Source organism: Mesorhizobium sp. M7A.F.Ca.MR.176.00.0.0 (assembly GCF_004023165.1).
Lineage (GTDB): Bacteria > Pseudomonadota > Alphaproteobacteria > Rhizobiales > Rhizobiaceae > Mesorhizobium.
The window spans coordinates 3135-15117 of record NZ_RZTC01000041.1 but is presented as its reverse complement, the minus strand read 5'-3'; the positions used below and the strand labels follow the sequence as shown (position 1 = coordinate 15117).

Below are 11983 nucleotides of genomic sequence, written 5' to 3'. Positions count from 1 at the left end.
GTGTTGGAGACGGTGACGCAATTGCCGCCGAGCCCGAGCGAGAACGGCACGATGGTTTCCGAAGCGAGTGGCGTCAGCCCGAGATTGCAGGCGAGCGGCATCGGTCCCAGCATATGCGCGAGATGAAAGTGACCGATGGCGATGCGGTCGCGGATGTTGGCCCAGGACGTCTCGCGGTGTAGGGTGAGGTCGATGCCTTCTCGTGCGGCAAAGCCAAGCTCCCCGGCCGCGACCAGCACGGCGCTGTCGAAAAGCGGCATGAAACCGGCGGTGATCTGGTGCGCGGCGCCCATGCTCATTCATCCTCCGCCGGTCCGAGCAGCCCGGCGGCAGTCACCAGGCTCTGGGCGATGTCGCCGATCTTGCGGTTCTGGTTCATCGCCGTCTTGCGCAGCAGCGTGTAGGCGGCCTCTTCGGAGAGGCCGCGCGACTTCATCAGGATGCCCTTGGCGCGGTCGATCACCTTGCGGCTCTCGAGTTCGCCGCGAACCTCTTCCAGTTCGCGCGCCATGCGCGAAAAAGCGTTGAAACGGCTGACCGCCATGTCGAGGATCGGCTTGACGCGCTCTTGCCGCAGACCGTCGACGACATAGGCCGAAACGCCGGCATCGACCGCCGCCTCGATCGAGGCCTGGTCGGAGCGGTCGACGAACATGGCGATCGGCCGTTTCACGGCGCGCGACAGCTGGAACATGTTTTCCAGCATGTCCCGGTTCGGATTCTCGAGATCGATGACGATGACGTCGGGCTCGACCTCGGCGATCCGCCGCGCAATGCCGGTCACGTCATGAATGACGGTGACTCGCTCATGGCCGGCCTCGCGCAACCCCGCCTCGATGATCGCGGCGCGGATGCGGTTTTCATCGATCACCAGGACGGCGAGTGCGGTTCGAACCATGCCTGCATTGTGACCAAGCGAAGGAATTGTGCAATGCAGTATGGTTGAACAACCCAATATTCGCTGACCGCGCCGCAGGCGCCTAATCCACCGCCAGCGCCGTGACCTCGCGGCGGAAGGGCAGTGCGTCGCCGATATCGGCTTCATCCAGCTCGCGCGCAAAGCGGTGGCCGGCATAGGTTGCCCAGGCGATCGGACCCGGCGCTTCGGCGTCGCCGATGACCTTGATCGAGCGGATGCCGCTATCGGCCCATTCGTCCCGCCGCGCCTTCAACTCGCGCCAGACGCCGTCGTCCTGTTGGCGCGACGTCACCAGCACCACGGCGTCCGCGGCAATGTCGCTTCGGGCGCCCGTATAGGCGCACGCAGTGACAACCCCACCCGCCACGATGCGGGTCACGGTCCGGTTCAGCACGATATCGACGCCGAGTTCGGCCAGCCGGCGGTGGATGGCGCCCTGCTCCAGCGTGTTGCGGGTCCAGTCGGACACATAGGCCGACGGTGTCACCAGCGTCACCCTCGCGCCCTGGCGCCCCATCAGCTCGGCCAGAACGCCGCCCATGTAATAGTGATCGTCGTCGAACAGCACGACAGTTCCGGTCGGCACATTGCCGCCCATCAAATCGTCCGGCGTGTAGACCGGCATGGCCCGGTCCGCCGGCATCGGCACGACATGCGCGCGCGCCACGCCATCGCGGCGCCATGTCGAGCCGGTGGCGATGGCAATGTTCTGGAAGCCGAAGGCGAGGATTTCCTCGGCCGACAGCCGGCTTTCGAAATAGACGTCGACATTGGACATCTGGCTGATCTGGTACTGGCGGTAGTCGCGCACACGCCCCCATACCGAGAGACCAGGCAAGCGGCACTCGCGCGCCACGCGGCCGCCGAGTTCGGTTCCGGCTTCGGCGATGGCCACCTGGTAGCCGCGCAGGCCGAGTGCCTTGGCGGCTTCCAGCCCGGCGGGGCCGGCTCCGACGATCAGCACGCTGTCGCTGTCGCCCTTGGCCTGCATGCGTTCGGGATGCCAACCCTTGCGCCACTCCTCCATGAAGGTCGGGTTCTGCGTGCAGCGCGAGATCGACATGGTCATGTCGCCGGTGATGCAGATGTTGCAGCCGATGCATTCGCGAATGTCCTCGATCCGCCCCTCTTCCACCTTCTTCGGCAGGAAGGGATCAGCGATCGACGGCCGCGCGCAGCCAATGAAGTCCAGCGTGCCGGACTTGATCATCTTCACCATCACATCCGGCGAGGTGAAGCGGCCGACACCGACGACCGGCTTGGAGGTCAGCGTCTTGATTCCGGACACCAGGCTCTCCTGCGCGCCCTCCTCCTTGAACCGCGACGGCCCCGAGCAGTCCTCCCAGGCGCCATGCGCCAGGTCCCAGAGGTCGGGCAGATCGGCATGCATCTCGATCATGTCGCGCACTTCGGAATTGGCAAAGCCGAGCTCGCCGATCATCTCGTCCAGCGACAGCCGCAGCGTCAGGCCGCACGTGTCGCCGATGGCGTCCCTGCCCTCTTCGATCAGCTCACGCATCAACCGCGAGCGGTTCTCCAGCGAGCCCCCATATTCGTCGCTGCGCTGGTTGGTGGCGGTGGACAGGAAGTGCTGGATGATGCCGAAGCCATGTGCGCCGTAGAGGCAGACCAGATCGAAGCCCGCCAGCCTGGCCCGTTTGAAGGCATTGCGGTGCCAGCGGCGCAGGTCGCGTATATCCTGCTTGTCCATGGCGCGCGCTTGGACCGGATCGTTGGTGAAGGTTCGGATCGGCAGGGCCGAGGGTCCGCGCGGTACCTCCTTGGTGTAGAGGTTGGGACCGTTGATGCCCGAATAGGCCAGCTGGATGCCGGCCAGCGCGCCATGCTGGTGCATGGCCTCTGCCATCTTCGCCAGCGCCGGGATATCGGCGTCGTCCCACAGCCTGAGCTCGATGAAGGGCGTGATCTCCGATGTGTGGTGCATCTCGGTCTGCTCGGTGAAGATGACGCCCCAGCCGCCTTCCGACTTGATGCGGCGCATCTCGGCCGCGGCCGAAGGATCGCGATAGCCCCCGCCATTGCAATGCGGCACCTGATAGAAGCGGTTCTTGGCGGTCACCGGACCGATCTTCACGGGCTCGAACAGAATGTCGTAGCGCGGATCGCGCATGGAACGTGCCTTCCTGCCAGCTCAGCCTTGCAACTTGCCCGATCATGGTTCGAGCCAAGGCGCAAGCCGGCCAGCCCAGTGGGTTGATGCCGTGAGACCATTCATAAGTTGCGGCAAGCGCCGGAAAACAACAGATTTCTTCTGTGCCGGTTAGGCCGCGCCTAATCGCGTTCACCCGGATTAGCATCCGCTGAATTTCGGCTGAGCCAAATGCGACTTCAAGGCCGCCGCTGCGCGATGTTAGATAGCGCCCACGGCCAACGAGACATAAACGCATGGACAGCATCCAGATCCTAGAAAAGCTGATCGCCTTCCCGACGGTGAGCCGCGACTCGAACCTCGTCCTCATCGGTTATGTGGCGGAGCTGCTGGAGGCGCATGGCATTGCTTGCCAGATCATCCGCAGCGAGGACGGCCATAAAGCCAATTTGTTTGCCACCATCGGACCGACTGATGCTTCCGGCATCATGCTGTCCGGCCACACCGACGTCGTTCCGGTCGACGGCCAGGCCTGGACGCTGCCGCCCTTCGAGATGACCAACCGCGACGGCAAGCTTTACGGACGCGGCGCGGCCGACATGAAGGGCTTCGTCGCCTGCGCGCTCGCCACGTGCCTCAAGGCCGCGAAAATGACGCTGAAGACGCCGTTGCATTTGGCACTCTCCTACGACGAGGAGATCGGCTGCATTGGTGTGCGCAGTCTGATCGACATGCTGCAAGCGGCCCCGCAGCGGCCCTTGCTGTGCATCGTGGGCGAGCCCACCGACATGCAGGTGGCGACGGGCCACAAGGGCAAGCTTGCCGCACGCGCGCTTTGCAAGGGACGCGAGGGCCATTCGGCGCTAGCCCCGTTGGCGCTCAACGCCATCCATCTCGGCTGCGACTTCGTCGCCGCCTTGCGCCGCGAGCAGGACCGGCTGGTGCGCGATGGCGCCCGCGACGGCGACTACGACATTGCCTACACAACCGTCCATGTCGGCAAGATCAACGCCGGCGTGGCGCTGAACATCGTGCCGAACCTCTGCCAGGTCGACTTCGAGATCCGCAATGTCGCGGCCGACGACCCGCATGAGATTCTCGAGCGCCTGCGCGTGGAGGCCGCGCGCATTTCCACCGAAGCCTCGGCTATCGCGCCTGAGGCGGCAATCGACATCGACATCACCAACACCTATCCCGGCCTGGACACGCCGGCCAGTTCGCAAGCCGTCGCTTTCATCAAATCGCTGACCGGCGCCAACAACACCATCAAGGTTGCCTACGGCACGGAGGGCGGCCTGTTCAACCGCGATCTCGGCACGCCGACGGTCGTGTGCGGACCGGGATCGATGGCGCAGGGACACAAGCCGGATGAGTTCGTCAGCGTCGAGCAGATGCGCCGTTGCGATGGCATGCTGGAAAAATTGCTGCAGCGGCTTGCCGACCAGCAGTTGGCTTAACCGGGGCTACTTCTGTGGAAGTGCTGCCTGGCCGACAGCCCGCTCGGCGCCGAACACGCCTTGCTCGACGACGAAATGCCGGCAGTGGTCGATGAACGCCTGGACGGTTTGCGTGCGGTGTTCGGAACTGGGCAAGGCGACGCCCATGGTCAGCGGCCGCAGATCGCCGTCCAGCGGCACGAAGACCAGCGGCTTGCCGTCCGGCGCCAGCGTGTTGAGCGGCCGCATATTGGCGATGCCGTAGCCGAAGCCGTTGGCCACCATGGAACGCATGACGGCGATGTCGCCGGTACGCTCGGCAATGTTGGGGCGGATTCCCCGCTGGTGGAATGCCGACAGAAAATATTCGCGGCTGAACGGCAGGTCGAGCAGCACCATCGGCTCGTCGGCCAGCTCCTCCGTCGTGATCGACGCCTTTGCCGCGAAGCGATGCCCCGCCGGCAGCATGACGTACGCTGGCACCAGCATCAGCGGCTCGAAGGTCATGTCCTGCGACAGTTCGAGATCGTAGGTCAAGGCAAGGTCGATTTCACCGCGCTGCAGCATCTCGAGCAATTGCCCCTGATTGCGCTCGAACTGGCGCACCCGCACATCGGGATAGGCACGCTCGAACCGCATGCGCAGCGCCGGCAGCACGATCTGCGCGAACGTCAGCAGACATCCCACCGCCAGCGGGCCGCGCACCTTTTCGGCAAAATCGCCGGCGACGTCATGCAAGGCGTCGGCATCGTTGAGCAGCCTTGCGGCTTCCTTGAGGAAGATGCGGCCGCCGGCTGTCAGCGACAGGCCGTGCGAATGCTTGCGGACAAAAAGCTGGACGCCGAACTCGGTTTCCAGTTGTGCGATGGAGGCCGAAATCGACGGCGGCGATACATTGACCTGTTCGGCCGCCTTAGCGATGGAACCGGCTTCGCCCACGGCGACGAAATATTCCAGCTGTCTGAGCGTGAAGCGTAGCGGCATGCTGGCTATGTTGCTGGTTTGAGGGCTTCGATCAAGCCTAATGCATGTCGCGCAAAAGTGGCCCCGGTTTTGCGCAAATGACATGCATAGAGCAAAGGCCTAAAGCGCATCGCTTGAATCCGTCCAATCGCGATGCGCTTTAGGCGCCCATCAGTATTTGATCCATGTCGTTTTGAGCGCGGTGTATTTGTCTAGCGCATGCAGCGACAGGTCGCGGCCGAAGCCGGATTGCTTAAAACCGCCGAACGGCGTCATCGGGCTCAGCGCGTCGACCGTGTTGACGGAAACCGTGCCGGCATGCAGCCGGCCGGCGATACGATGCGCGCGCGACAGGCTGTCGGTCCACAGCGATGCGGCCAACCCGTAAGGGCTGTCATTGGCGATGCGGATCGCGTCGGCCTCGTCGTCGAAGGCGATGACCGAAAGCACCGGCCCGAAGATCTCGTCGCGGGCAATCGGATCGTCGGGCGCGACATCGTCGAAGATGGTCGGCAGGACAAAGCTGCCACGCCCGTTGACCGTGACCAGGTCGCCGCCCGCGACCAGGCGCGCGGTTTTCTTGCCGGCCTCGACGAAGCACATGACATTGGCCGCATGGCGGGCATCGACCATCGCGCCCATTTTCGAAACCGGATCGAGCGGATCGCCGGGCTGCGTGGCCGCCGCGCGCTGCACCAGTTTCTCCACCAGGGCATCCTTGATGCCGCGCTGGACGAGCAGGCGTGAATTGGCGGAACAGACCTCGCCCTGGTTGAAGAAGATGCCGAAGGCCGCCATGTCGGCTGCCGCGTCGAGATCGCCGCAGTCGGCAAAGACGAGGTTCGGGCTCTTGCCGCCGGTTTCCAGCCAGACCTGCTTCATGTTCGACTGGCCGGAATACTGCAGGAACAGCTTACCCACGGCGGTCGAGCCGGTGAAGGCGAGGCAATCCACATCCATATGACGGCCAAGCGCCTGGCCGGCGGTTTCGCCAAGGCCGGGCACGACATTGAGCACGCCTGCGGGCAGGCCCGCTTCCATTGCCAGTTCCGCCAGAAGTAGGGCCGACAAGGGCGACTGCTCGGCGGGTTTCAGCACCACCGAATTGCCTGCCGCCAGCGCCGGTGCGCATTTCCAGGTCGCCATGTCGAGCGGGAAATTCCACGGCACCACCGCGCCGACCACGCCAAGCGGCTCGCGCCGCACCAGCACCAGATCGCCTTCGCCGGTCGGCGCCACTTCGCCATAGATCTTGTCGATGGCCTCGCCATACCATTGGAAGATCGCTGCCGAGCCGGGAACGTCGACCGCGGCCGCATCCCTGACCAGTTTTCCCATGTCGAGCGATTCAAGCAGGGCCAGGTCATGCAGGTTTTCGCGCAGCAGCTGCGCCAGCCGCAGCAAGACCTCCTTGCGGTGCGCCGGACTGGTGCGCGACCAGACACCCGCATTGAAGCTGCGCCGCGCTGCGGCAACCGCCAGATCGATATCTTCCTTGCCGCAGGACGCCACTTCGGCCAGCACCTCGCCGGTAGCCGGATTGACGCTGGCGAAGGTCCGGCCCGAACGCGCTGCGACCGTCTTGCCGTCGATGAACGCCTTGTCGCGAAAACGGATCGCGGACGCCTTGCCGATCCAGTCCTTGTGGCTGAGTTCGCTCATCGCAGCTGTCTTGACTATTCGTCGCCCGGCACGCCGTAGCTCGGCGCATCGGATGGGTTTATGGCACGGGTCACATAGGCATCGAGCTGTGGCTTGTAGAGTTCCCACAGCGTCGCCAGTTGCTCGATCGGGCAGTCGTCGGTCCAGTCGCAGCGCAGATCGGCGACTGGCCACGCAACCTCGCGCACCAGCTTCATGCCAGCCGAATGGACCGGGCCGGCCTCGCCGCCCGCTTTCAGCGCGGCGCGCATGGTCGCGATGAGGCGGTCGCCGAGATGCCCTTCCGACGCCAGGAACGCCTCGACCATGGCTTGCGGAACGCCGTCATGGGCCAGCATGTTGCCGCCGCAGGCGACATTGTCCGCACGCGCCTCCGCCCAGATGCCAAGCGCCTTGGGCCCTGAGTGGATAGCGGTCGTCCCGGCGGCATCGACAGCCAGCACTTGCCGGTATTCGGGATAGGCACCGGTGCGCTTCAATATGGCAATCGCCTCTGCCGCCGACGCACCGCGCGCCAGCAATTCGAGACCGCGCAGTCCCAGCGTAGGATCGGTGACGTTCTGGCTGGCAATGGCGCCGGCGCCCGCCTGCGCATAGGCGCAGCGCGCCGCCACAGCAGGCGACGAGGAGGACACCGCGACCCCGAACATGCCGGTGCGGCTGCACCGCGCGACGATGGAGAATGTCATGACTTTTAATCCGGGATAACTGCGGTGCCGTCGATCTCGACCAGCCAGTCCGGCCGCGCCAGGGCCTGCACGACAAGGCCGGTCGAGACGGGATGCACGCCTTTGATATACTCGCCCATGGTGCGGTAGACCGCCTCGCGATGGCGGACATCGGTAATGTAGACCACCACCTTGACCAAATGCTCCATGGTGCCGCCGCACTCCTCGATCAGCTGGCGGATGTTCTGCATGACCTTGTGCGTCTGTTCGACCGGATCATGGCTTTCGATATTCTTGGCCGTGTCGAGGTCCTGCGGGCATTGGCCGCGCAGATAGACGGTCCTGCCGCCCCGCGTAACGACCGCCTGGCACAGATCATTGTCGAGCTTCTGCTCGGGATAGGTGTCCTTGGTGTTGAACTTGCGAATTCTTGTATGGGCCATCTTGGTCTCCGTCAGTCGGCTCGAGGTCGGGACGTCCGTTTCTATGCCACTTTGGTCTCGCGCTTTGCGGACGCATGGTAGGCCAGGTACTTGCGCTGCGTGGAGATATGGTCCGCCACATGCTGGGCGTCGTGCCAGACGCCCCAGATGAAGCTCGACCCCCGCCGCGATTGCCACGGCAGTCCCAGGAAATAGATTCCCGGCTCGGTCGACACGCCGCGCTGGTGCTTCGGCTTGCCCTTTTCGTCAAACACATCGACCTTCAGCCAGTTGTAATCGACGGTGAATCCCGTTGCCCAGATGATCGAACCTATCCCGGCTTCCGCCAGGTTCAGCTCGAGAATGGGATCAGTCATGCATTGCGGGTCCGGTCCGATCTCGCGGGCCGCGGGCTCCTCGGGAAGGTCGAGGCCGTTGCGAGCGACATAGGCGTCGGCCTCGTCCAGCACCGACATGTAGTTCGCATCGCCGCGCGCGATATTTTTAGCCAGATCCGGAGCGAAGGTCATGACCCCTTCCTTGTAGGATTCCGTCCGGCCAACCAGCGTCATCCCTTGCGCGGCAAGACGCCGGAAGTCGATCGTCTGGCCGCCCCGCGCGCCGCTCACCGCGATGGTGACGTGTTCGGTGCCAGGCGCCGGCGCCTGGGCGTCCCATTTGCCCAAAACCCCCAGCCACCAGCAGAAGTCACGCTCGCGATACGCCCGCGGCGGCCGATCATGCGGCCCGACCGAGAGGTAGACGCGCCGTCCCGCGCGCTGGAGTTCGTCGGCGATCTGCACCCCCGAGGACCCGGAGCCGACCACCAGCACCGCACCTTCGGGCAACTGGCCCGGATTGCGATAGGCGCTGGAATGGATCTGCATCGCTCCGGCATCCCCGGGGACAACCGCCGGAATGACCGGATGCTGGAAAGCCCCGGTAGCGGCAACCACGCTCCTGGCCTCGATCACGCCATCCGAGGTTTCGACCCGGAAGCCGGGACGGCCGACAAGCCTTTCCACGCTCCTGACCTCCACGCCGCAGCGGATGGGGGCAGCGATCATGCCGGCGTAAGCGACAAAATAGTCGGCGACCTTCTCCTTGCCGACAAAGGCGTCGGGACCGGCGTCCGGAAATTCCATGCCGGGAAAACGATCATGCCAGGCGGGACCATTGGCAACCAGCGAGTCCCATCTTTCGGTACGCCAGCGTTCGGCGATGCGGCTCCGCTCGAGCACGAGATGCGGCACCCCGCACTTGCTCAGATGCTCGCTCATGGCCAGCCCCGCCTGGCCGCCGCCAACAACAAGCGTGTCTACCGTTTCGACTGGCATTTCAGCGGCCCTTTCTGGCTCTCCCCGGGAGTGTCTGCGGATGTGGCGGAGATCTGATCGTTTGGTTTACTGGAGGCACCGGGCAGCGAAAATTATGATTTCATGTGGCAGTGGTTAGCTTGTCCCTAAATGCCGGGAAGCATGGCCGAAGATGTGGAGCGCGGGGCGTGGTTCATCACTGTTGAGTCAGAAGAAACGGACGGCTCAGAGATAAAGGCTTCTGGCCGCCTTGGACGAGAGCAACTCCTTTGCCGGCCCCTCCTGGGCGACCTTACCCTTGACCAGCACATAGCCGCGATCGGCGATGCCCAGCCCCATTTCGGCATTCTGTTCGATCAACAGGATGGTCGTGCCTTGGCGATGGATCTCCCTTGTGATCTCGAAATACTCGCCGATGAGTTTTGGCGAGAGACCGAGCGACGGCTCGTCCATGATCACCAGTCTGGGTTCGCCGATCAGCGCGCGAGCCAGCGCCACCATCGCCTGTTCGCCGCCGGACAGCGTGCCGGCGACTTGGCGCAAACGCTCATGGATGCGCGGAAACAGCTTGCACATCTTGTCCAGTTGCACCCTGAAATTGGGTCCCCTGCCCGACACCGCATCATAGCCCAGACGCAAATTCTCCATCACGGTCAGGCCGGGGAACAGCCGGCGCCCTTCGGGAACGAGCCCGACGCCGAGCGACGCCAGGTTTTCCGTGCCGAGCGTCGCCATGTCCCTGCCCATCACCTCGACCTTGCCGCGCTGCGCCCGCACGACGCCGCAGACGGTCATGAAGGTTGTCGTCTTGCCGGCGCCGTTCGGCCCCAGCAGGCAGACCAGTTCGCCGGGGCGCACGCTCATCGCCACGCCGCGCAGCATCGGCACCGCGCCATAGGAAGTATCGACATCCCTGAGTTCAAGCATGGGCGACCGCCTTCCCAAGATAGGCTTCCTGGACGCGCGGGTCGGCGCGCACCGCCGCGAAGTCGCCCTCGGCGATCTTGCTGCCATAGTCGATGCAGGTGACATGCTGCGGGAACGCTTCGACCACCCGCATGTCATGCTCGATCAAGACCACCGACAAAGCAGGGTTTTGTACGCGCAGCCGCGTGATGTCGGCCACCAGTGCGTCGGTTTCCGTGTCGTCCATGCCGACCGAAGGTTCGTCGAGCAGCAAGAGCTTGGGCTGCGATGCGAGCGCGCGGGCAATTTCCAGCCGTCGCCTGTCGGCCTGCGCCAGCGTGCCCGCTGGCCGGTAGCGTTGTTCGAACAGGTCGCCGGAGCCGAGCTTGAGCAGGGTTTCGGCCTTTTCCACGCAGGCCGCCATCTCACGGCGCGACGCGCCGGGCCGAAACAGCGCGGTCAGCACGCCGGTCCTGGTGCGGGTGTGCATGCCGATGATCACATTGTCGAGGACGCTGAGGTCGGAGAACAGTCGCGACGACTGGAATGTGCGGGCGATGCCGCGGTCGACAACTTCGTAGGACGGGCGGCCGGTGATCTCGGCGCCGTCGAACGTCACGCGACCGGAGGTCGGCCGGTAGACGCCGGTCACGACATTGAACAGCGTCGACTTGCCGGCGCCGTTCGGGCCGATGACGGCGAGCACCGCGCCCTTGTCGATCGACAGGCTGACATCGTTGAGCGCGACCAGGCCGCCGAAGCGCATCGTCAAATTCTCGACCTTGAGAAGCGCGCTCACAGTCCGCCTCCGTAGCGCCGCATTCGTTGCGGGAACAGACCTTGCGGCCGGATCATCAGGAAGCCGATGATGACGACGCCGAAGAACAGCAGGCGGTAGTCGGCGAACGCGCGCAATTTCTCCGGCAGGATGGTCAGCAGGAACGCACCGACGATGACACCGAAAATATTGTCCATGCCGCCGACGATGACCATGGTCATGATGGTGACGGAGACCAGGAAGGTGAAATTGTCGGGAGAAATGTAGGAGACGTAGAAGGCGTAGATCGTGCCGGCGAAGGCGGCGAGAAAGGCGTCGACGGCGAAGGCCAGCACTTTGAACCACGCCACATTGATGCCTTGCGCCTTGGCGGCGATCTCGTCGGCGCGCAGCGCGTTCCAGGCCAGCCCGATGCGCGAACCGTGCAGCCGATGGGCGGTGACGATGGCGACGACGACCAGTGCGGCCGACAGATAATAGAAATTCGCCTGGCTCGGCAGCTTCCAGCCGAAGATCACCAGCGGATCGGCAAAGGAATGGCCGAACAGGCGGGGCGCCGGAATGCCGACCAGTCCGTTGGGTCCGCCGGTCCAGCTGAAATTGTTCAGCAATTGCTGGACCACGACGCCGAAGGCGATGGTGACGAGCGCGAGATAAGTGTCGCGCGTGCGCATCGACGGGATGCCGATCATGAAACCGAACAGGGTCGCCGCCAGCGCCGCGACCGGCAGCGTCAGCCAGAAACTGACGCCGAAATTGATCGCCAGCAGCGCCGACACATAGGCACCGATACCGTAGGAAGC

At 64.3% G+C, this 11983-nt stretch carries 12 protein-coding genes; 1 reads left to right on the top strand and 11 read right to left on the bottom strand.

The features are described 5' to 3' along the window. From EOB59_RS36365 to EOB59_RS15790, 3 genes are all read right to left on the bottom strand, one after another. Nucleotides 1–293, bottom strand: a 293-nt coding sequence (locus EOB59_RS36365; protein ID WP_245486649.1) for an ABC transporter substrate-binding protein, incomplete at its 3' end; no start/stop codon positions are given. Between the two features lie 2 nt (nucleotides 294–295). Beyond that, a complete protein-coding gene (locus EOB59_RS15795) occupies nucleotides 296–898 on the bottom strand; it encodes an ANTAR domain-containing response regulator (RefSeq protein ID WP_127809688.1) in 603 nt (200 codons plus the stop codon). Between the two features lie 82 nt (nucleotides 899–980). Next, nucleotides 981–3050, bottom strand: coding sequence for an NAD(P)-binding protein (locus tag EOB59_RS15790; protein WP_128288763.1), 2070 nt, complete (start codon nucleotides 3048–3050; stop codon nucleotides 981–983). Between the two features lie 275 nt (nucleotides 3051–3325). On the opposite strand from EOB59_RS15790, the gene argE reads away from it, so the two are divergent. Further along, the gene (gene argE, locus EOB59_RS15785; protein WP_128288762.1) at nucleotides 3326–4486 is read left to right on the top strand and encodes an acetylornithine deacetylase; all 1161 of its coding nucleotides are present in this window, start codon (nucleotides 3326–3328) and stop codon (nucleotides 4484–4486) included. A gap of 6 nt (nucleotides 4487–4492) precedes the next feature. Here the strand turns inward: argE and EOB59_RS15780 are convergent, their stop codons facing one another. The 8 genes from EOB59_RS15780 to EOB59_RS15745 all read right to left on the bottom strand — a co-directional run. Then, complete coding sequence (locus tag EOB59_RS15780) at nucleotides 4493–5449, bottom strand: LysR family transcriptional regulator (protein WP_127267113.1); 957 nt, start codon at nucleotides 5447–5449, stop codon at nucleotides 4493–4495. A 150-nt stretch (nucleotides 5450–5599) separates the two neighbouring features. Continuing rightward, a complete protein-coding gene (locus EOB59_RS15775) occupies nucleotides 5600–7090 on the bottom strand; it encodes an aldehyde dehydrogenase (RefSeq protein ID WP_128288761.1) in 1491 nt (496 codons plus the stop codon). 14 nt (nucleotides 7091–7104) lie between these two features. Next, the gene (locus EOB59_RS15770) at nucleotides 7105–7779 is read right to left on the bottom strand and encodes a DUF1028 domain-containing protein (RefSeq protein ID WP_127320625.1); all 675 of its coding nucleotides are present in this window, start codon (nucleotides 7777–7779) and stop codon (nucleotides 7105–7107) included. A 5-nt stretch (nucleotides 7780–7784) separates the two neighbouring features. Then, nucleotides 7785–8201 (bottom strand): RidA family protein, encoded by a 417-nt coding sequence (locus tag EOB59_RS15765; protein WP_128288760.1) that lies wholly within the window; start codon nucleotides 8199–8201, stop codon nucleotides 7785–7787. Between the two features lie 41 nt (nucleotides 8202–8242). After that, nucleotides 8243–9517, bottom strand: a complete 1275-nt coding sequence (locus EOB59_RS15760) for an NAD(P)/FAD-dependent oxidoreductase (RefSeq protein ID WP_127380985.1) — start codon at nucleotides 9515–9517, stop codon at nucleotides 8243–8245. Nucleotides 9518–9721: 204 nt separating this feature from the next. After that, the gene (locus EOB59_RS15755) at nucleotides 9722–10423 is read right to left on the bottom strand and encodes an ABC transporter ATP-binding protein (RefSeq protein WP_127399097.1); all 702 of its coding nucleotides are present in this window, start codon (nucleotides 10421–10423) and stop codon (nucleotides 9722–9724) included. Beyond that, a complete protein-coding gene (locus tag EOB59_RS15750; protein ID WP_236382713.1) occupies nucleotides 10416–11201 on the bottom strand; it encodes an ABC transporter ATP-binding protein in 786 nt (261 codons plus the stop codon). The genes EOB59_RS15755 and EOB59_RS15750 overlap by 8 nt, the downstream gene beginning before the upstream one ends. Continuing rightward, the coding region (locus EOB59_RS15745) for a branched-chain amino acid ABC transporter permease (RefSeq protein WP_245486647.1) at nucleotides 11198–11983 on the bottom strand (786 nt) is incomplete at its 5' end. The genes EOB59_RS15750 and EOB59_RS15745, both read right to left, overlap by 4 nt.

What these genes read in the sequence shown, in the direction of transcription:
- EOB59_RS15795 (WP_127809688.1), bottom strand. Translation starts at nt 898, where the DNA reads ATGGTTCGAACCGCACTCGCCGTCCTGGTGATCGATGAAAACCGCATC.
- EOB59_RS15790 (WP_128288763.1), bottom strand. Translation starts at nt 3,050, where the DNA reads ATGCGCGATCCGCGCTACGACATTCTGTTCGAGCCCGTGAAGATCGGT.
- argE (WP_128288762.1), top strand. Translation starts at nt 3,326, where the DNA reads ATGGACAGCATCCAGATCCTAGAAAAGCTGATCGCCTTCCCGACGGTG.
- EOB59_RS15780 (WP_127267113.1), bottom strand. Translation starts at nt 5,449, where the DNA reads ATGCCGCTACGCTTCACGCTCAGACAGCTGGAATATTTCGTCGCCGTG.
- EOB59_RS15775 (WP_128288761.1), bottom strand. Translation starts at nt 7,090, where the DNA reads ATGAGCGAACTCAGCCACAAGGACTGGATCGGCAAGGCGTCCGCGATC.
- EOB59_RS15770 (WP_127320625.1), bottom strand. Translation starts at nt 7,779, where the DNA reads ATGACATTCTCCATCGTCGCGCGGTGCAGCCGCACCGGCATGTTCGGG.
- EOB59_RS15765 (WP_128288760.1), bottom strand. Translation starts at nt 8,201, where the DNA reads ATGGCCCATACAAGAATTCGCAAGTTCAACACCAAGGACACCTATCCC.
- EOB59_RS15760 (WP_127380985.1), bottom strand. Translation starts at nt 9,517, where the DNA reads ATGCCAGTCGAAACGGTAGACACGCTTGTTGTTGGCGGCGGCCAGGCG.
- EOB59_RS15755 (WP_127399097.1), bottom strand. Translation starts at nt 10,423, where the DNA reads ATGCTTGAACTCAGGGATGTCGATACTTCCTATGGCGCGGTGCCGATG.